Origin of the sequence: Sphingomonas qilianensis, assembly GCF_039614825.1 — a bacterium.
GTDB lineage: Bacteria > Pseudomonadota > Alphaproteobacteria > Sphingomonadales > Sphingomonadaceae > Sphingomonas > Sphingomonas qilianensis.
In genome coordinates this window covers 220,519-238,934 of record NZ_JBDIMF010000002.1, presented here as the reverse complement: position 1 = coordinate 238,934, position 18,416 = coordinate 220,519, and the positions used below count along the sequence as shown (strand labels likewise).

Sequence of the window (18,416 nt, the reverse complement as noted above, 5' to 3'; positions counted from 1 at the left end):
GTTGCGGGACCGACCGTAGTGGGAATTTTGGGAGGGCCGTCTGATCCTAACTGCAGTATGCGTTGTTCGAGCCAAAACCGACGGGTGCTAAGGGCAAATATGTCCATAAGGTCGATGTGGCGGGCGTCGTTGCTGCCTAAGCGACGCGCCTAGCCTGGCGCTACGCGCCGGCGCTGCCCTGGGCAGCAGGCGCGTTGGTCACAGGCGAGGGGACAGGCGTATGCCCGTCCCCGCCGAAGTAGAGGGGGTCGCGAGCCATGCTCGCGGCCCCTTTTCGTTGGCCGGGTTTGGGCGCGTCGATATCGTGCAGCGCCTGGGTAGGGGCGCCCAGCACGGCGGCGCGGGCGCGCAGGCTGGCATCGAGAAACGGCGTGCTGCGCGCGAGGAAGCGCCGCGGGGTCGTGCCCAGAAACGTGTTCGCATCGCGCAGGAAATGCGGCAGATCAAAATAGCTCTGATCGAGCTTACCATAATCGATCGTGTGCCCCGGCCCCAGGATGCGCAGGAACGAGCGCAGGAAACGCGCCCGGCGCACCAGCAGCTTGGGCGGAAAACCGAAATGACGCACCGCCAGCCGACGCAGTGCATGCGGCTCGAGCCCGAGCGTCGCGGCGATATGGCCGATCTCGATCGATCCATCACGCGCGATAAAGGCCATCAACTGACGCACCAGCGCATCATCGCGCTGCGCACAGGCCGCGCCGCGGGGATGATGCAGCGGCGTGAGCTGTTCGCGCAGCAGCGCATCAAGCACGGGGGCGACCTGCCCCTCCCGATCGGTGGCCTGCAGCGCGGCGTACAAGCGGGGACCGAAATCACCCGCCACGGCGGTGGCGAGCGGCGCGACGCGATCGCGAAAGGCCGCGGCGGGCTGATCGATCAACCGGCTCCAGCCCAGCGCGCTGATCCCGAAGCCGATCAGGATGCCGCTATTGGTGACGGCCCGCAGCGCGTGCGAGGTGGGGCCAAACAGGCTGACCTGCGGCACGGGATCGAACGTGCGCCGCGCGATCGACACGGAGAAGGGCTCCGCATCGATGGCAATGCGGATGCTGGCCGCGCCCGGCAGGAACCAATCGACCTGCCCGCGATGCCGCGTATCCGCGCAATAAACGTGATAGCCGGTGATATAATCGGCGAGATCGTTGGCGGGCTGATCGTAGCGGATCGACATGCCCGGCGGCATAGCAAAGGTTTCGACGGCGATGCCCGGACAGTTGGTGCCCCCCAGCATCTGCCCCTGCCCGACGACGGCACCGCGCTGTTCCGTTGGCAGCGTTTCATCCAAAACCGGTCGATCAAAATTATGCACGGCGCCCCCCAAAGACTTGGCCGACTCGACCCCCTACAATAGATGGTATATGGTGCATTCATTAATCATGATTGTAAAAATCTCCTGCCCAAATGCGTCACAGATGCGTGTATCGTATAACTAAGAATGATATGGCATTACTGTTAGGCTGAATGAACACGTTCAGGACAATTGTTATGCATGTGTTGATGATCGCTTTGCTGATCGTGTGGGGCTTGCCGCTGAGCCTCATGATAATCGCCTATCTCGCGGCGCTGATCTCGCCACGCGCACGCCTGTTCCTGCGCCGTCATCTGATCGCCGATTGAGGCGGCTGGCTGGGTTCAACGACAATATCGCGAATGTGCTCGCGTTTACCAATATGCTGCATAGCCAAGCTGAAGCTGTGCACGTCAACAACCAGTTCGCCCGGCCTGAACCTATGGCGTCTGCGAAGCGTCAAAATCAAATGCCGCACGTCACGGATCTTAGGCGCGAGCGCACCGTCGGCGTGGTGCTTCCCGACCAAAGCCACTATCGGACGCAAGAGCGCGATCAGCGCGGTCGTCAATGTTGTTCGCGCTATTCTTGCCGTGCAAGAACAGCGTGCGAATATGCTCCATTTTTGCCGCCGTGGTCATCCCGCGCGGGATGATCGCGGTGCCGCTTGCAGCCGGCCATGACCACGTTGCGATTGCAGAGATCGCAAGGATCGCACCCGATTACCGGGTTCGGCGGCGCGATAGGGCACAGGCTTGTGATGCCGACATTCGACAGCCACCCACCCGGCGACCGGCCAATGCGCGTCCGTCTGCACATTTCATCTCGATGACATGCGCCTGGCTAACCCAAATCGAGCTATTCATGTCGTCAGGCCGGTGGCAGTTAGTCGGCACCATTTGCGGAGACTTCGTCACCTGGCGTAAGCTCATTCTTCAGCGCACGGCCGAGCGTCAGGATGTTCTCTAACCCCGCCATCCCGGCACCAGACAGCGTCAGTGCGTCATCCAAATTTCCTGTGCCGTCACCGACTAACAGTCCGGTCCCAGTTAGGTGCTGAAGCCAGCATGACATTACCGGGCCGGGCGTGCCGCTGCGGTCTGCCACCTCGCGCGCGGTGAGGCGCTCTCCTCTAGAGTCCGCGAGGAATAGCTCCAACAACAGCTCCCAGGCAGGCTCATTGAAAATGTCATCGGGCAAAACCGTTGACCGGTAACGCCGAAATTTAAGGATTGCGCTCGCGAGTTTCGAAAACTCGTCGCTGCTTGTCATGCTCTGCCTCCGCATGTCGGAGCGGTACTGCAGCCGATCTGACACCAGATGGCAAGATATTGCTGCTGTCCAAATAGTGGGCGATAACGCGGTCAAGAGCGTTTGATAGCCAGGCCGCGAGAACATAGTCGTTCTTCTCGTCAGCGATACTAATCATGCTCTCAAGCTGCGTTGCCATCGCGCGGGCATCGGAAAATTCTTTCCCACCGTTCATAGCCTGATGTCCCAGTTCCGGTACGGCGAAAAGGTACACCGGCCCCGCTTGCACGCACTCCGGATTTTTTCGGCTCGATTCACTCCTAGCGATGAGAATAATCAAATTTCACATACTTGCAAGTGCGCGGACAGCTTGTCCATTTACTCCCGCGGTTACCGTTAATAACTTTTGCTATATATCAATAACATTTGATAATATTGAAAACAAGTATCGAAAGGTTTCTCATGCTGGACTGCTAATTTGATTAGAATAGCAGGTTTGTTACCCTGCAACTTTGATCTGGGCAAATGGCAAGACTGCTGCGGGCCAGCGAAACTCTGCGATTGGCGACCGATATCTTGTATCGCCGACCCGAAACCGATTGAAACAGAACACTTTTTGGGCCGGAAAAGTTGATCTAACTGACGCGACTGTCAGCGTCTTTTCGGGCTTCAATGCCTGCGACTGACCCGATCGCACAACCGGCGCAATGCATGTTCCAGCTGCGCGGAGGAATATGGCTTGGCAAGGCATTGCTGGACCGCGAGCAGTTCCGGCAGGGACGAGCCCTGGTACCCTGTCGCCAGCAGGATCGGATAGCCGTGATCGATCAAGTAGGTGGCGACGGGATAGCTAAGACCACCGCGTATGTTCACGTCCAAGATGGCACAATCGAAAACCTGGCTGGTCGCGCCCTCAAACGCGGAACCGAGATCTGCAAACGGCCCGACCATCTCGCAGCCCAGCGCTTCTACCGCATCCTCGATGATCATGGCGATCAACGGCTCGTCTTCGACAACGAGCACGCGGAAGGGGTGCTCCGAGGGCGTCACCTTTGAACCCCCCTTGGGGGATTAATGGAACGGACGGTCCCGACGTCATCTTTCAGGGGGATGGCTATCCGGCAGCGGACGCCGGCCACCAGGAACTCGCGGTTGACCTTAGCTCCGAGCCCGCGGATCAAGCTAACCTCGATGAGCTTCGTGCCGAAGCCACGGCGGGTCGGACGACTGACCGGAGGCCCTCCGGATTCAACCCAGTCGATCTCTAACTGCCGCTCGTCATCGCTCCCGGTCACCTGCCAGATGACATCGAGCCGACCGTTCTCCACCGACAGGCCGCCATATTTCGCGGCGTTCGTGGCAAGCTCATGAATGACGAGCGCAAGGGAGAGGCTGGAGCGGGAAGTCAGGACAACGTCAGGCCCCGCGATCCTGATCTCGCGCCCCTGATCGAAAGGTTTCACTTCCATTGAGACCATCTCACCGAGCGATCCGTCTATGCCTCCCTGATCGGTCAGCAGGTTGTGTGCTCGGGCGATGGCCATGATCCGGCCCTCGATCTCGGCCGAAACCTCGTCGGGTGGCCCTCCGGCCCGAAGCGCCTGAGTAACGACGGAAGAGACTACCGCGAGGATGTTCTTCACGCGATGATCAAGTTCGGCCATCAATAAGAGAGCTCGTTCTTCGGCAGCTTTTCGTTCCGCGATATCGCGGGCCACCGCCGAGGCTCCAACGATGGCCCCCTTCTCATCGCGGATCGGAGAGATCGTCAACGCGACGTGGATCTGGCGATGATCCTTGGTCACCCGGCTCACGTCCAGATTGGCGATCACCTCGCCCTGCCGCAGGCGCGCCAGATTGGCGGGCCATACGTTGACTTGCTCGTCCGCTAGCAGAGTCGACATCGGCTGCCCCATCACCTCAGCCGCCTTGTATCCATAGATCTTCTCAGCGCCTGCGTTCCAGCTGGTGATCAGGCCATCGAGATCGTGGCTCACGATCCCGTCTTCGGAAGAGGCGACGATCGCAGCGAGATGGGCGCGATCGCGATCCAGTCGCTTGCGCTCCGAAATATCCACCAACGTGATCGAAACTCCGTCGATCACGTTGTTCAAATCTCGATAAGGACGCATCCGCAGGAGATAGGTCGATCTACCGTCCGCTGAGTCGACCTCCCGCTCGATCGAGCTCAAATCTCGCAGCACCATCGTCGCGTCTCGCGTGAGTGGATCTCCCGCGAGGAGTGATGAGAAGTCCGTGATTGGACGACCCTCGTCGCCATCTCGGACGTTGAATATGTCCGCCACGGATGGTGTGAAACGTCGTATGTTTAGATCATTGTCGAGGAAGAGCGTTGCGACCGACGTGCTGGCGAACAGGTTGATCAGATCGCTGTTCGACCGCACAAGGCTTTCGGCCCGGTTATTGAGCTCCGCATTGACGGTGTGCAGTTCCTCGTTGATCGACTGTAGCTCCTCCTTGGAAGTCTCGAGTTCTTCCACGGTTGAATGGAGCTCCTCGTTGACCGACTGAAACTCCTCGTTCGAACTCTGCAGCTCCTCGTTGGCGGTCTCCAATTCCTCGGTGACGGTCTGTAGCCTGTCCTGCGTGGCGAGAAGCTCAGCATGGGACACGGGCATGTCGCCGCTCGGTGGTTCTGGTTGAGCGACTGGTTGCCGTTTGATCTCCTGGAACGCGATCAACATGCTGCGCGTGCCAGCCGGTTGATTGATTGGTTCGACGATCAGGTTCGCGATCTCATGCCGTCCGGCGACCGTGAAGCTGGCTTGTTCCTCCATCCGGCGATTCTGCTCGGTCGCCTGCCTGAGCAACGACCGGGCCAATGTCCTCAATTCGGGGTGCAGCAGGCGGAAGAGGTTCAGGCTCGCATTGCCGCTCACCGGCTCGAGGAATTTGGCGATAGCTCCAGAGAATCGCTGGATGTCTTGTTTCGCATCGACGACGACGAATGCGGGCGTGAACTGCGCCATCAGCTTGGCGGCTTGATCGTCCGAGATTTCTGCGGCGGTCGCCTCCGGTAGCGCTCGCGCTCTGGTCGTCCTGGTCGTCAGCTGTGGCTGCGGAAGGCCAGCTCCCTGAAGCCGGCGGTAGATGCGGCTGCGTTTGTCGATGGCCGCAAATTGTCGTGCGCTGGTGGGGACGGTCTCGGAAGGGCCAAGCAACAGGATGCCATCGACCTTCAGCCCATAATGGAAGGTTGCCATCACACGTTGCTGAAGGCCGGGTTCGAAATAGATCAGCAGGTTTCGGCAGGAGATCAGATCCAGCTTCGAGAACGGCGGGTCTTTGACGAGGTCGTGAGCCGAAAACACGCACATCTCGCGAATATGCTTGGCGATGCGGTAGCGGCTGCCCTCCTTGACGAAGTGCCGTTCCAGACGCTCGGCATCGACGTCGGCTTCGATGGCATCGCCATAGAGACCGGCCCGCGCGAAGTCGACGGCGCGGTCGTCGATGTCCGTCGCGAAGATTGTGACGCGGCGCGGGCACTCCGTTTTAAGGAACGCCTCCTTGAAGAGGATCGCCAGCGAGTAGGCCTCTTCGCCAGTCGCGCATCCGGCTACCCATACCCGAATTGGCGCATCGATTGCCCCGGCGGCCACCAAGTTGGTGAGGACGGCGTCGGCGAGTGTCCGGAAGATGGCGGCGTCGCGGAAGAAGCGCGTCACGCTGATCAGGATCTCCCGGAATAGCAGTTCGGGCTCATCAGGCGAGTTCCGCAACTGCTCTATGTATAGGTCGGCATCGTCTATCCGAAGCACCTGCATGCGACGGCGCACTCGGCGCATCAGGGTGCTAGTCTTGTATTGGCCAAAGTCGCGCCCCAGGCGGCTATGCAGTACCGCACAGATTGTGGTCAGACGCTCCGCCAGCTCAGGGGTCGGTTCATCAGGTGTCGTCGGATCTGCAAGTCGGCGCTTGATCCGCTGATAATCGACGAGCGCGGCGGGCATCTCGCTCGCCTGGAGAACATTATCGACGAAACCCCCTGCCGTCGCGTTTTGCGGCATCCCCCTCTTGGCTTGATGGTCAAATTCCGCCTCGCTGAGCGTCAAACCACCTGCTTCCTTGACCGCCGCGATGCCGGCGGTACCGTCGCTTCCGAACCCGGATAGGATAATGGCAACAGCGTTCTCACCCTGATCCTCGGCCAGCGACAATAGGAAAGTATCGACCGATGACCGTCGGGCGGTAGGCGTCTCCGGTTGGCCGACGCGAAGTATGCCGGCCTCGATCTTGATGACGGCGTTTGGCGGGATCACGGAGACCGTGTTGGGTGCTACCCGAGTCCCGTCGATAGCCCTTTGAACGGGCATGGCGGTAAATTCGCTGAGGATTTCTGCGAGAGCGCTGTCGTAATCAGGGTCGAGATGTTGGATCAGGACGAAGCCCATGCCCGTGTCCGGTGGCATCGCCGTAAGGAAAGACTGAAAGGCGGCCAGCCCGCCCGCCGATGCGCCTATTCCGACGATCAGATGCTGGCCGACATTGCTAGTTCTGTCCTCCAAGGCATCGGCCGTGAAGGTTTCCGTACCTGTCGCCGCCTCCGGACTTTCAGACTGCTCGTTCATGTACGCAGCCTCACATACCCAATCGAAAGCTTTCTAAAGGCTTAACAGCTTCAAAGCTACACCCCATGTGACATTTCGATTGCGCCCCGTCGTGCAGGATGGATCCATTCGCGCGTGAGCATGGTCCGAAGGAAGGCGTTTTGATCGAACGCCTCCTTTCGGGCAGCAACCCAAAGTTGGCGCTCGGCGTCATTCTCTTGCAAGGCGGGCAGCTTCTCAGCCATGATACCGCACAGCTCTGCTCGCTCGCTCAGCGAGCGCATGGCCTGCTCCACGAACCGCTCGACCGCTAAGAACTGCGCTGCGAGCATGACCTCCATCGTGTAGACGTGGCCGATGTGGCAGCTGAACTGCATCAGGGAGCCCAATTGCGACCGCCGCAGCGCGCCGCCGCAGTCGGGGCAGGTGACGGCCACGGGTTTGTTCAGCGTAAACTGCGCATCCATATCCATCTCCTCCGGCGCCACTAAGGCGCTGACATTTTCCAGGGCGTCAGGCGCGTGTTGCTTCGCGGCCAATTCCTTGAGGCATTGGCCGATCCTCGCGGCCGTCAGCACATGGTCTACGTCGACGTTCTCCAAAGCGCTCTGCGGCATGTTGCTCGCGGTCGCCTCGGCGGGATCTTGGACGATTGCGAAGCCGCCGTGCGTCTTTACCTCGAACAGTCCAGCAGTGCCGTCGTTCAGCCCGCCAGTCAGGATTACGCCGATGACGCTTCGTCCGAATGCCTGAGCGGCGCTACGGAACATCGGATCGATCGCCGGTCGCGCCCAGTTCTCACGCGGTCCTTTTGTGAGACGGATGTTTCCCGCCTCGATAAGCATATGATGATCGGGCGGCGCGACGTAGATGTTGCCTTTGACGATGGGCTCGTCGTCCCGGGGATGTTTCGCGGGAAGGTTGCCGGCACGGGCCAGCAACCAGGGTAGATCGCTGCGGTGTGCTCCGATGTGCAGCGTCACGAAGACGGCGGCGTCGAGATCGGCAGGCAGAGCCGCAACGATGGTGCGGAGCGCCTCGACACCGCCCGCCGAGGCACCGATCACAATGATGGTCGTTTCGCTGTCCATATAGGTTCAATCGCTCGCGCCCAGCTACGTTCCATTCAATGAATTTTGGAACGCACAGGCGCTGCGCGAGAGCCCCAAAACGCCAAGTTGGCGATTTGAACTAGCCAAACATTTTCCCGTGCGGATGGGCGTTCGACATGCTGAACGCAGATGAACGGACGGATCAGTGTAGCGCCTGTGGCCAGTCTTCGGCCGGCAGCGACGCTCTTGGTTTGCCCATGACGTGGCGAACGCGGTCGATGCATCCGCTCGCGCCTATCGCGGACGACGTTCGGGCGGCCCCCGCCAACATTGCCGTCGCCGCCTCACCAAAATCGCTTGTTGGCTCTGAGGCGACCACCTTCAGATTCCCTACCGCACCCCATGGCGCAACATCGTAGGACACGACCGCCCCGCCCTCGATGCCGCGGCGGCGGTAGTTGGCCGGATAGGTCAACCGCAGTTCGCGCGCCCATTCGCCTAATGCCTTGCACGCATCAGGTTGCACTGAGGACTTGTCGCTCGACGGCAGCTCTGGCGCAGGGATCACGCAGCGATTTTCCAATACGGGTAGAGGCAGCCCCGCCGCGCGCCCTTCCGAACCGCGACTGTACGACCGCCCGGCGTGAGGCGACGTCGAGGGTAACCGATCGTGGCCCATCGACCGTACTGACGTTTACCGGCTTGCCGTCTGCAGCAATGTCGTACGCCACCATGCTCCACAGGGCCGGCCTTCCTCGCCCATGATCACTGCAAAATCGGGATAGGCGCGGTTAAGAAGCGCGGGCGTCGGCTCGAAGCAGGTCGTGTCGGCCGGACGGATACGCCGCCACAGCGCCTCGGGCGGTCGGCCGGCCGTGGGGAACACTGTGTAAGCGATCGCCAAATCCACCGGGTACCTGCTCAAGTGACGTCCTCCCGGCAGTGAAGCTCATCGAACAGTTGGCCCGCGGAATGCCGGAAGCGAAGGAAGCCGCTGCGAGCGAGGGCATCACGTCGCCCGCGCTCGTCCCAAAACGACGCTCTTCGCGCCGGATGCTAATGGGACGCCCGCTTGCGTCGATACGGCACGCGAGACGTATCTGCGCTTCGCTCGCCGTTCCCCAGCCTAGCGACGGCAACGGGTGGGGTGCCCGCGTAGCTGCGATCGGCTCACCGCCACAACTTGCCGTGCCTACGCGCCAGATGATCATTGTCTGCGGGGAAACAATTGGGAAACGGCTCGCCAGCCCTGCATGGGTGAACGTCTGAATAATTGGGGGCGCTGGGGACACCACGGGGTATCTCTCCCCCTGATCGTTGGCGACGACTGGTGCGACAAGAGCCAGAGAAATCCACGACCAGTGTGCTACGCTCCTGTGCAAACTCCAGTGACGACTGCGGTGTAGCACACCCCGCTGCGACGCTGCCATATGCTCTGCGAAGCCGCCGCCGGCGAGGCAGTCAGTGTCGCCGTCAATGATGATCCGTTAAGCGGTCGCGCGCCGTTGCGCCGGAGCTTCTCCGCATCAACGCTCAAATCAGTGGCAACCGCTCGATAGCGGAGTTGTAACCACGGATGCGGGTGTTGGTGCCGCTCGTGGGACCCGCTGCCGGCAAAGGGAAAAACCCGGCAGCGCCGTGATCGGCACCAACCGATACAATATGCTTAACGGCCGGCTAAGGTTCCCTAATCGAGGCTTGGGCAATCAAACGCGATCAGTCGCGCGAGATGCCGGCTGGCGCTAAAACTCGCGGTTAGACGGGCGGGCAGATTTTCTTCGATTCAATGTTCCCTAAACGTTCCGCCTCGCGGTAAATGGGCTGCCTGAAAGGGCCAGCCTTATGTATGCGTTGCGACTCCACGAAATCCCATACGAACTGGTGCCGCGAGAGGTGCCGCTATTCCTCTGTCGCACCCCCGCCGGCTTCCCCTCCCCGGCTCAAGACGACATGGAAGAGCCGATCGACCTGGGCGCCTGGTTGGTCGAGCACCCGGCCGCCAGCTACATCATGCGCGTCGATGGGCAGTCGATGGCTGGCGCCGGAATCAACGACGGTGATCTGATCGTCGTGAACCGCGCAAAGAAGCCTCGCTCCGGCGCCATCGTCGTCGCGCTGGTGCACGGCGACCGAACCCTGAAACGCCTGCGCTTTATCGATGGCCGCCACTGGCTGGTGCCGGAAGCTGACGGATTTGCGGAGATCCTGGTCGATGAGGACGTGGAGATCTGGGGCGTCGTCGTCGGCGTAGCGCGGAAGGTGCCGTGAGCTCGCCTGTCGCGCTGATCGACTGCAATAATTACTACGTCTCGTGCGAGCGGGCGTTCGACGCCAAGCTGGTCGGCGTGCCGGTGATCGTGCTGTCGAACAACGACGGCTGCGCCATAGCCCGATCAGCAGAGGCGAAAGCGCTCGGCATCAAAATGGGCGACCCGATCCACCACCTTCGCGAAAAGGTGCGTACGCATGGCGTTCGCGTTCTATCATCCAATTACACGCTCTACGGCGACATGCAGCGGCGCGTGGTTGCCGCCTGCGCAGCGTTTGCCCGCGACACCGAGATTTACTCGATCGATGAGACTTTCCTCGACCTGGGCGGGTTCGAGGACCGCGACTTGGTTGCCCATGCCCACGCAATGCGCGACCAGGTGCGCCTGTGGACCACCATTCCGACCTGCGTTGGCATTGCTGAGACGAAGACGCTGGCGAAGCTGGCCAATGCAGCGGCCAAGAAGGACCCGAGCTTCGAAGGCGTTGCGGATCTGCGCGACCATGCGGCGCGGCAGAAGGTGATGCATACCTTCCCTGTTGAGGACGTGTGGGGTGTAGGCGGCGCGACCGCGCTCAAGCTGAAGGGCCTCGGGATTGAGACCGCCGGGAGCCTTCGCGACATGCCGATGAAGCAGGCGCGAGCGGTCGGGACGGTCGTGCTCGAGCGGCTGGTGGCCGAACTGCGCGGCGTGCCGTCCAACGCGGTCGAGACAATTGAGCCCCAGCGGAAGGGCATGGCAGTGACCAGGTCATTCGGCGCCCCCGTGACGACCTTAGACAGCATGATGGGCACGCTCAGCCAATATGCGATGCGCGCCGGCGAGAAATTGCGCAATTATGGTCTGGTTGCGGGGCGGCTGACGGCGTTCTTCCACACTAACCGGCACAAGCCCGAGCGGCCGCAATATGGCGGCTCTCGCACCGTTGCGCTGCAACCGATGACGAGTGACAGCCTCGAGTTGATTGGCGCGGCGCGACGGGCAGCTGAACGCGCGTGGCGAGACGGCTATGCCTACACCAAGGCCGGCATCATGTTGGACGATCTGGTCGGCGCCGATATGCGACCGCAGACGCTGTTTGAGGACGACACTGGCAAGCGGGACCGGCTGATGGGGGCGCTGGACGAGATCAACGGCCGGTTTGGCAAATGGACCGCGGTTACGGCATCGCAGGGGTTCAGGCGCGAATGGAAGTTGCGATCGGAAATGCGCTCGCCGGCGTGGACCACTAGCATTACCGAGGTTCCTATGGTTCGGGCATAAACTGTCACCTTCAGCGCACCGCGGGGCTGCCGCAATGGTTGCTGTCCGACCAGTTGCGATTATGCAGGTAAAAGACGAAAAAGGTAACGACGTGACGACCGAATTGCCAAAGGGACACGAGTGGGACCAGGAGCACCTCTGGCTCGCCGTCAATGCTGCAGGTGTCGCCCTTTGGGCATGGAACGTCGACACCGATTTGCTCACTATGGATGCTCGAGGCTTTGAGCTATGGGGAATGCCCTGGAGCGATAACGTAACGTTTGAAGAGCTGTCAGCTCACATCCATCCTTCTGATCGCGATCGTGTTAGAGCGGCCTTCGCCGCCACGCGGGCCGTTCTTGGGGACTATGAGACTGATTTCCGCATCCTGATCGGGGATGAAGTTCGCTGGATCGCAGCGCGGGGGAAAGGCGAAGATGCCGGCATCGTCGGCCGCACGATGTTTGGCGTTTTTCTTGACGTCACCGGTCGCAAGCAAGCCGAAGAAGGCAATGAATTGCTAGCCGGCGAAATGAGCCATCGGGTCAAGAACCTGTTGGCTATCGCGTCGGGGCTGACCGCCATCACGTCGCGGTCATCGCCCAATTCGGAGGACATGGCGCGCGAACTGATAGGCCGGCTAACCGCTCTGGGTCGAGCCCACGACTTGGTTCGCCCTACGTCCGCCGGCGAGGATGCCGCCGCACTTCTCGGCGATCTACTATCGATCTTGCTTGCCCCTTATGATGATCTTGGGGCCTTCAAAGGGCGGATACGGGTTGCAGTCGAGCGTACTGCAGTTGGTGAGAGCGCCGCGACCGGTATGGCGCTCGTCATCCACGAGCTTGCTACTAATTCTATGAAATATGGAGCTTTGTCCCAACCGACAGGAACGCTCGACGTCACCAGCGTTGCCGAACCCGATCACATTGTTCTTACTTGGGTAGAGCGAGGTGGCCCGACCGTCGAAGCACCCAGCAGCCCGACCGGCTTCGGCAGCCAGCTGGTCAAGCGCAGCGTCTCCGGTCAGTTAGGCGGCTCGATCGACTACGACTGGTCTGACGGCGGGCTGATCGTCACCCTGCGAGTCAAGCGGGCCCGGTTAGGGTTTTGAGTCCAGAAAGCTGTTTAGTGCCGTGACGGCTAATTTTAGAACGACTCGGCTCGCTGCGGTCGCGCGCTCACTCCAAGAAATCTGACAATCAGTTCCTTGGTTCATTCGGATAATATCACCCGCGCCATTTCGATGCCTCGAAAATGTGTCTGATCTCGATCTATGGCAGCAACTAATCGTCCCGCGCTTCATTTCCAGAACATGGCTCGTTATTTTTTCCATGTTCACAACGACGTAGAGACCCGCGACGAGCTTGGGCAGGAATTCCCCAATCTCGAGGCGGCTCGCGCGAGCGCTGCTCGCGACTGCATCGCTTTGGCCGTCCATTCGATTACGAACTCGGCCACCTCATCATGCATCACCGCATCGATATAGAAGACACAAACGGCATAACCGTTGCCACTGTATGTTTTAGCGATGTGGTAGAAGTGCGACATTAGGACTGATCGCTTTACAGCCAAGTCACCGGCAGAGTTTAAACAGACAAAGCTCGGGCCGAAGCAGTGATCTTAGGCGGTAGTAACTGGTCAATAGACATCGAAGTCCGCGGCACACTGTTTTGTGACCGAACCACCGGCAATGCGAGAACCCACCAGTAGCAACGCGGGACATTGGCTTCGGTAAGTTATTGCCCGGTTCTCCGCGCGGCGATTTTGATACCGAGCCTTTGTAATTGTCCGCGGACTGCGTGCGCGCGAGCTTACTGGCGATGTAGGGTATCGACGTCTCGTCGCACAGCATTTCCCCGAGGGAAGCGATGTCCTGCTGTTCCTAGGGGTGTGGAGGCGGGCTTGCATTAGGTCACGCCAGTGCTTGCCGCGTCGGGAACACCGGACCCTGCACCGTCATCTCATCGGCGGGATAGGGCCGCTGGAGCGCCACGACGTCATCATAGCTGCCCGTCAGCCAGCGCTCGTGGTCGTCAGGATGCAGGATGGTGATCATCGCCTTGGGGTGGATCTGCGCGACCAGCTCGTTGGGATCGCACGTCACCATCGTGAAGCCGGCGCCTTCCTTCGTATGCTGCCAAAAACCGCCAACCGCGAAGATCGGCTGGTCAGTCACTTGGAACCACATCTCGCCCTTGAGCGGCTTCTTGCCGTCGCCCAGGTCGTGCGTTTCCGGGGTCCATTCGCAAAACTCAGTCAGCGGCACGAGACATCGTCGCTCAGGGTTCGACGCCAATGCCTTCCACTGCGATAGCGCCAGGTTGCGGACATTGGTCATCGGCCATGGCGCCGCACCGCCCAGGACGTCCCAGGCCATGACGTCGAGCCCCCGCGCTCCCTCGTGTTGCCGGATCACATAAGCGCGCCCTTTCGGCCGCAGTTCGACGGGATCGAACCGACTGTCCATCGGCTTGCCGGTGATCCAGCCCGCCTTGAAGTGCTCGATGATTGTCTCGGGCTCGCCGAGCATGCGCGCGCGGTTGCACATTACGGGCAGCATCCCGCGACCGTGACGGCTAAAGCCAGCATCGACTGCACCATAAGCCGCCTTTTGACAGCGTGTCGCGCGAAAGTCAGCGTACGCTCTTGCTGGCAATATCGCTTTTCGCCGGTGCTGGTCATGACTCCCGCTCGCGCGTCGCTACGGCATCATCGAGCGGCTTTACGCCGAGATGTGTCAGCAATCCAACGCGGCCTTTGAAAACGATGGCCTCCTCCCTCACCGTGCTGCAGATCGAGGCAGCAAAGCATAATGTGGCATACGATCTCCCGGCGTTCGAGGGCGAGTGCGAGTGCGACTCCATAGCGCAACGGCCCGCGGCGTCAGGAAGCGGCGCCGCCAGTCCTTGTCAATGATGCGTCCTGCGTGACCCCCTCCAACACCATGCCGTCTGAACGCCAGAGTCAAAACAAAACCGATCTCGGATAAGTTAACACCATATTCGTTCCGTTGCTCTAGTCGGCAGCAATGCCGAATCGTTCCCCCAACATCTCTCCCGTCGGTCAAGCAAGGGCAGAGATGAGAAATGCACTATTCGATACGGCCTTGCCCAACGCGGTCATGACCGCGATCTTATTGGTTCTTGGCCTCAAGATTACCACCACGCTTCATGACGAAGTTGCATGGCTCGCGCTGACCGCAGGCTTGGCCTGCTCGGTGGTGAAACTAGGACTGATCGCAGCGTTCAAGCACCGGGCGACCGGGCGCACGGAGCTGAAACAGGATCAGGATCACTGGGGTCGGGCGTTTGCGCTGCTGAGTGTAGGCTTGGCCCTTTCTCTCGGGAGTTTGGGCGCTCGAACATTCGACAGTCACGCTGTGCTGCTTCAGATGCTGGCTACAGGCTTGCTGTTCGGGTATTGCTCTGGCTTGGTTGCCCACACGTCGATACGACCATTGTTAGCGGCGGCATGCCTCTTGATGAGCACCCTCCCCATCGCAGCAAGTGCGGCGTTGAAGGATGACAGCACATACCAAATTCTTGCCGCCAGTCTTATATGCTTTATGCTTGCGGCATTGCAAAGTATTCGGCACCTGTACCAGGCTACTATACAGCAGATCTTGACCCGCCAGGAAATGGCAGCTCTCGCGCGGGTTGATCCGCTCACCCGGCTACCAAATAGACTTGGCCTGAAAGAGGCGTTCGGTAACCGCGTGCGCCAAAACGGGCGCGATATTGCTATCCATTGCATTGATCTCAATGGATTCAAGGCGATAAATGATCAATACGGGCATGCCACAGGCGACGCACTCCTTGCACAGGTCAGTGCTCGCGTCCGCGCAGCACTCCAATCGCAAGATACTGTCGCGCGGATCGGTGGGGATGAATTTGTCATTATTCAGTCCGCGGTTCATTCCGAGAGTGACGCGGAGTCCTTCGCCCGCACATTGGTAGCATGTATCACGGCACCGTACGAAATCGACAGGCGGCACATCAATATCGGCGTCAGTCTAGGCTTCGTAACAGCGGCATCTGATAAGGACGAACTTGATGATCTCGTCGCCTCGGCGGATGCTGCACTCTATCGAGCGAAACAATGCGGCGGTGGCGTTGCCTGTGCACTATCGGTGACAACAGGGCGACATGACACGCCTGATCGGTAAGCCGGCTGGAAAAGGAGGCGTTATTTGGCCCTCTGACGATGGCATGATCTATGATCGCAACACGTCGATCACTTGGTCGAACCCCCTCCTCAAGTCGAGCGGCGCCGCCTACGCGAACCGCAGATCACGCCCGCCCGTGATCAGGCTGACGCCGAAGCGAGGGCCTTCTGGCACGGTCTCTCAAACGGTGTAGACTCAACCATGAGCAGGCGATTGAGAGCCGGGTGGCAAGGGCGCGGTCCAGATCACCGAGTGATTGCCGAGTAAGGTCGCGGGTTCGACGGCGGGGCGGCGCGCGGGTTATGGACCGCCATCGTAGCGGTATGAGCGTGTCCGACCGACCGGCGTAATGGGCTCCGTGCGGATTTTGGACTTTAGCTCCCCGAACTGGTCTACCCCCGCCCCGAGCGTCTCGAGACAGCGCAATAACTGCGTCGCACAGCTTACATGCTGGTGTTTGACAGGAAATCGTCCTCGACTTTTTCCGTATCGCCTGCCTCGCGGCGTGGCGCATCCTTCACAACCGCCTCGACGACGCGCCGGAAGCCGGGCAACCGGCATCGACCTCCAGCCGGGCTGTATCATCGCGCCTGGCAGTGAAATGGTGCGACATTATCACGGCGTCTGACCGGCTGTACCCTTACAACACAGAAGCGACGCTGCGGCTGGCGCGGGCCGCGCGGTGGGCGGACTACTGGCTGGTTGCGCCCACATGAACGGCTTTCACGTGCGCCGTTCTGTAAGTGCTCGGGCGACGGAGGCGACGGCATTGAACACCCACCCATAGTGGTCGCCCATCGCTTCAATCGCGACGTTACTACATCCTCACACTCGGCAAGCCAGTCGACTCAAGCCGACCGTCGCCGTGATGACGGTCGCTGGGTGTCATGCACTGAGGGTCATAAGCGCCTATAAGGTAAGGGGGAGCGGATCGACATGACTTCTGAAATCAACGGGGCGTACAGCCTTGATCGAACGCCGACATGCGGCCGTATTGCAGGCCGCCGGCCTCGATCTGTGGTCATCCAGGCGTGACGTCCCCGAAGATATTGCTGATCGAGGACAACGAGATGAATCGTCAGGTCGTCCGTGACATGCTCGCGGTCGCGGGCTTGCAGATCGATGAGGCATCGAACGGCCCGGAAGGATTGCGGATGTTGGATCAGAAGCGACACGACGTCCTGCTCGTTGATCTCCGGATGCCCGGCATGGACGGCTTCGACGTCATCCAAAAAGTTCGACGTCGACGAGACGAGCTGTCGACCATGGCGATCGTCGTCATCAGCGGAGATGACGGGCTGCATTTAAGGTCCGATTGCCTACGCGCCGGTGCAGACGATCTGATCGCGAAACCGGTTTCGATGCAGGACCTGTTCGATAGCATCGGCGCCGTCCTTGCCAAACGGGCGTTGTTGGGCGGCCTGATATGCTGAGATTCTCGTTATCTCGCCCGCACCCGGTAAGCCAGGCTGCGTCGTGCTCGCCATCGGGCTGGTGCACTTCTTTCCATCGGGCAAGCTCACTGAGCTGTGCGGTAGCCGCGCGCGCCGGCTGTATGCTCGTGCGTGGAAAGAGCAGGGTTTTAAAGCCAAGCCTGAGCTTGTGCTTCCGGAAGATGCTGGCCACTGACCCTATCGGATCGGGGCAGTGCTCGATCCCCTCGCGGCCTCACCTATGGGAAAGGACAGTCGCTTCCAGGAGCTGCGGCGTCGCTGCGCGGCGCGATAAGTCACGGCCGTGCTGCCGACGCCCCCTTCGGCTTTGCCTCGTGAATAGTTGAGGGTCCCCCAATGAGATCACCATTCCAACGCCCGCTTTCAGGGGGCGCGAGGCGAGTGGCGAACGTCCAAGACTGGAGCGCAAAGCCGACCAGCCGATTTGCACGAAGCGAATGGCGGGTTTCAGAAAAAGCCGACGCTCACATTAACGACGCTGAATGTCCTAAGTTGGTCGACTTCCGCCGGAAGCGAAAGGCGGATCGTGGGACAAAGTTGCCATTTCCGACGGGGTCGCTGGACGTCAGCTTACGTCAGGAGCGGACATTCGCGCGCGAATTTAAGTGACAACGTCTATGAAAGCAGAACGGACAGTCAGAGTCCTAGGTACGGCTTGCCGTGAGGAGCGCCAGGATTTCTGCTGTCGGCATGCTGCCTTCCAATTCGAATTCGTCATCACCGCGCTTGATGCGCAGCTTTGTTCCTGGCGGCTGCCGGGTCAGCCATTCAGCCAGGCTTCCGACCAGCTTTGGAAACACATCGACCCCCGCCTTCACCAGCAGTGCCATCGTCTCCAACCCGAGCGCCTTTGAGCCTTCAGGTGCAGGCCCACCCGCCAGCCTCTCGGCACGCGCGCCGCGCACGGCATCGATCTCGTCCAAAAGATTTAATAGCGCAGCCTCGTCAACACCCTGACCGACCAAAGCCAATTCCAATTCCGAATCTGTCATTTTATAGACCCTTGGCTGGGAGTTTCCTAAACGGATGCGGCTTTTGACGCGCTGTCGAGGAGCGCATGGAGGAAAGTGAACAGCAACGGGGATCCTCCCAAATCTTTGCGATTTTCTGGCAACAC

Annotated in this window: 18 protein-coding genes; 7 read left to right on the top strand and 11 right to left on the bottom strand. The window is 60.3% G+C overall.

The genetic code is table 11. The annotated features are described in order from the left end of the window. Positions 1 to 160: 160 nt before the first annotated feature. On the bottom strand, positions 161 to 1,312 hold the full coding sequence (locus ABC969_RS07620) for a hypothetical protein (RefSeq protein WP_345864080.1): 1,152 nt from the start codon (positions 1,310 to 1,312) through the stop codon (positions 161 to 163). A 176-nt stretch (positions 1,313 to 1,488) separates the two neighbouring features. Between ABC969_RS07620 and ABC969_RS07615 the strand changes: the two genes are divergently transcribed. After that, the gene (locus ABC969_RS07615) at positions 1,489 to 1,620 is read left to right on the top strand and encodes a hypothetical protein (RefSeq protein ID WP_345864079.1); all 132 of its coding nucleotides are present in this window, start codon (positions 1,489 to 1,491) and stop codon (positions 1,618 to 1,620) included. Here the strand turns inward: ABC969_RS07615 and ABC969_RS07610 are convergent. The 8 genes from ABC969_RS07610 to ABC969_RS07575 all read right to left on the bottom strand — a co-directional run bounded on the left by ABC969_RS07610 (position 1,602) and on the right by ABC969_RS07575 (position 9,090). Next, positions 1,602 to 1,862, bottom strand: a complete 261-nt coding sequence (locus ABC969_RS07610) for a hypothetical protein (protein ID WP_345864078.1) — start codon at positions 1,860 to 1,862, stop codon at positions 1,602 to 1,604. The genes ABC969_RS07615 and ABC969_RS07610 overlap by 19 nt on opposite strands. Before the next feature lie 314 nt (positions 1,863 to 2,176). Then, positions 2,177 to 2,563: a hypothetical protein gene (locus tag ABC969_RS07605; RefSeq protein ID WP_345864077.1), complete on the bottom strand. Its 387-nt coding sequence runs from the start codon at positions 2,561 to 2,563 to the stop codon at positions 2,177 to 2,179. Next, positions 2,517 to 2,882, bottom strand: a complete 366-nt coding sequence (locus ABC969_RS07600; protein ID WP_345864076.1) for a hypothetical protein — start codon at positions 2,880 to 2,882, stop codon at positions 2,517 to 2,519. Before ABC969_RS07600 ends, ABC969_RS07605 begins: the two co-directional genes overlap by 47 nt. A gap of 329 nt (positions 2,883 to 3,211) precedes the next feature. Beyond that, entirely contained in the window at positions 3,212 to 3,565 is a 354-nt protein-coding gene (locus tag ABC969_RS07595) for a response regulator (RefSeq protein WP_345864305.1), read from the bottom strand. A 23-nt stretch (positions 3,566 to 3,588) separates the two neighbouring features. Further along, positions 3,589 to 7,134: a CheR family methyltransferase gene (locus ABC969_RS07590; RefSeq protein WP_345864075.1), complete on the bottom strand. Its 3,546-nt coding sequence runs from the start codon at positions 7,132 to 7,134 to the stop codon at positions 3,589 to 3,591. A 56-nt stretch (positions 7,135 to 7,190) separates the two neighbouring features. Beyond that, on the bottom strand, positions 7,191 to 8,204 hold the full coding sequence (locus ABC969_RS07585; protein WP_345864074.1) for a chemotaxis protein CheB: 1,014 nt from the start codon (positions 8,202 to 8,204) through the stop codon (positions 7,191 to 7,193). 163 nt (positions 8,205 to 8,367) lie between these two features. Further along, complete coding sequence (locus ABC969_RS07580) at positions 8,368 to 8,733, bottom strand: TonB family protein (protein WP_345864073.1); 366 nt, start codon at positions 8,731 to 8,733, stop codon at positions 8,368 to 8,370. Positions 8,734 to 8,859: 126 nt separating this feature from the next. Then, positions 8,860 to 9,090, bottom strand: coding sequence for a hypothetical protein (locus ABC969_RS07575; protein WP_345864072.1), 231 nt, complete (start codon positions 9,088 to 9,090; stop codon positions 8,860 to 8,862). A gap of 917 nt (positions 9,091 to 10,007) precedes the next feature. Between ABC969_RS07575 and ABC969_RS07570 the strand changes: the two genes are divergently transcribed. The 4 genes from ABC969_RS07570 to ABC969_RS16475 all read left to right on the top strand — a co-directional run bounded on the left by ABC969_RS07570 (position 10,008) and on the right by ABC969_RS16475 (position 13,166). Further along, positions 10,008 to 10,433: a LexA family protein gene (locus ABC969_RS07570; protein WP_380931636.1), complete on the top strand. Its 426-nt coding sequence runs from the start codon at positions 10,008 to 10,010 to the stop codon at positions 10,431 to 10,433. Next, positions 10,430 to 11,698 carry a Y-family DNA polymerase gene (locus ABC969_RS07565; protein WP_345864071.1) on the top strand — a complete coding sequence of 423 codons (1,269 nt, stop codon included), beginning with the start codon at positions 10,430 to 10,432 and terminating at the stop codon, positions 11,696 to 11,698. The genes ABC969_RS07570 and ABC969_RS07565 overlap by 4 nt, the downstream gene beginning before the upstream one ends. A 61-nt stretch (positions 11,699 to 11,759) precedes the next feature. Next, complete coding sequence (locus ABC969_RS07560; RefSeq protein WP_345864070.1) at positions 11,760 to 12,791, top strand: sensor histidine kinase; 1,032 nt, start codon at positions 11,760 to 11,762, stop codon at positions 12,789 to 12,791. Positions 12,792 to 12,953: 162 nt separating this feature from the next. Continuing rightward, positions 12,954 to 13,166 carry a DUF6894 family protein gene (locus tag ABC969_RS16475; protein WP_380808260.1) on the top strand — a complete coding sequence of 71 codons (213 nt, stop codon included), beginning with the start codon at positions 12,954 to 12,956 and terminating at the stop codon, positions 13,164 to 13,166. A 426-nt stretch (positions 13,167 to 13,592) separates the two neighbouring features. Here the strand turns inward: ABC969_RS16475 and ABC969_RS07555 are convergent, their stop codons facing one another. Beyond that, positions 13,593 to 14,228 (bottom strand): SOS response-associated peptidase family protein, encoded by a 636-nt coding sequence (locus ABC969_RS07555; RefSeq protein ID WP_345864303.1) that lies wholly within the window; start codon positions 14,226 to 14,228, stop codon positions 13,593 to 13,595. 480 nt (positions 14,229 to 14,708) lie between these two features. Here ABC969_RS07555 and ABC969_RS07550 point away from each other — a divergent pair, with 480 nt between their 5' ends. Continuing rightward, positions 14,709 to 15,845: a diguanylate cyclase domain-containing protein gene (locus ABC969_RS07550; protein ID WP_345864069.1), complete on the top strand. Its 1,137-nt coding sequence runs from the start codon at positions 14,709 to 14,711 to the stop codon at positions 15,843 to 15,845. Between the two features lie 1,049 nt (positions 15,846 to 16,894). Continuing rightward, positions 16,895 to 17,278, top strand: a complete 384-nt coding sequence (locus tag ABC969_RS07545; RefSeq protein WP_345864068.1) for a response regulator — start codon at positions 16,895 to 16,897, stop codon at positions 17,276 to 17,278. Positions 17,279 to 17,943: 665 nt separating this feature from the next. On the opposite strand, the gene ABC969_RS07540 is transcribed toward ABC969_RS07545, so the two are convergent. Continuing rightward, the gene (locus tag ABC969_RS07540) at positions 17,944 to 18,291 is read right to left on the bottom strand and encodes an effector-associated constant component EACC1 (protein ID WP_345864067.1); all 348 of its coding nucleotides are present in this window, start codon (positions 18,289 to 18,291) and stop codon (positions 17,944 to 17,946) included. Between the last annotated feature and the right edge of the window lie 125 nt (positions 18,292 to 18,416).

Coding starts and splice junctions, on each gene's coding strand:
- ABC969_RS07615 (WP_345864079.1), top strand. CDS start 1,489: ATGCATGTGTTGATGATCGCTTTGCTGATCGTGTGGGGCTTGCCGCTG.
- ABC969_RS07605 (WP_345864077.1), bottom strand. CDS start 2,563: ATGACAAGCAGCGACGAGTTTTCGAAACTCGCGAGCGCAATCCTTAAA.
- ABC969_RS07590 (WP_345864075.1), bottom strand. CDS start 7,134: ATGAACGAGCAGTCTGAAAGTCCGGAGGCGGCGACAGGTACGGAAACC.
- ABC969_RS07585 (WP_345864074.1), bottom strand. CDS start 8,204: ATGGACAGCGAAACGACCATCATTGTGATCGGTGCCTCGGCGGGCGGT.
- ABC969_RS07570 (WP_380931636.1), top strand. CDS start 10,008: ATGTATGCGTTGCGACTCCACGAAATCCCATACGAACTGGTGCCGCGA.
- ABC969_RS07560 (WP_345864070.1), top strand. CDS start 11,760: ATGCAGGTAAAAGACGAAAAAGGTAACGACGTGACGACCGAATTGCCA.
- ABC969_RS16475 (WP_380808260.1), top strand. CDS start 12,954: ATGGCAGCAACTAATCGTCCCGCGCTTCATTTCCAGAACATGGCTCGT.
- ABC969_RS07555 (WP_345864303.1), bottom strand. CDS start 14,228: ATGTGCAACCGCGCGCGCATGCTCGGCGAGCCCGAGACAATCATCGAG.
- ABC969_RS07550 (WP_345864069.1), top strand. CDS start 14,709: ATGCCGAATCGTTCCCCCAACATCTCTCCCGTCGGTCAAGCAAGGGCA.
- ABC969_RS07540 (WP_345864067.1), bottom strand. CDS start 18,291: ATGACAGATTCGGAATTGGAATTGGCTTTGGTCGGTCAGGGTGTTGAC.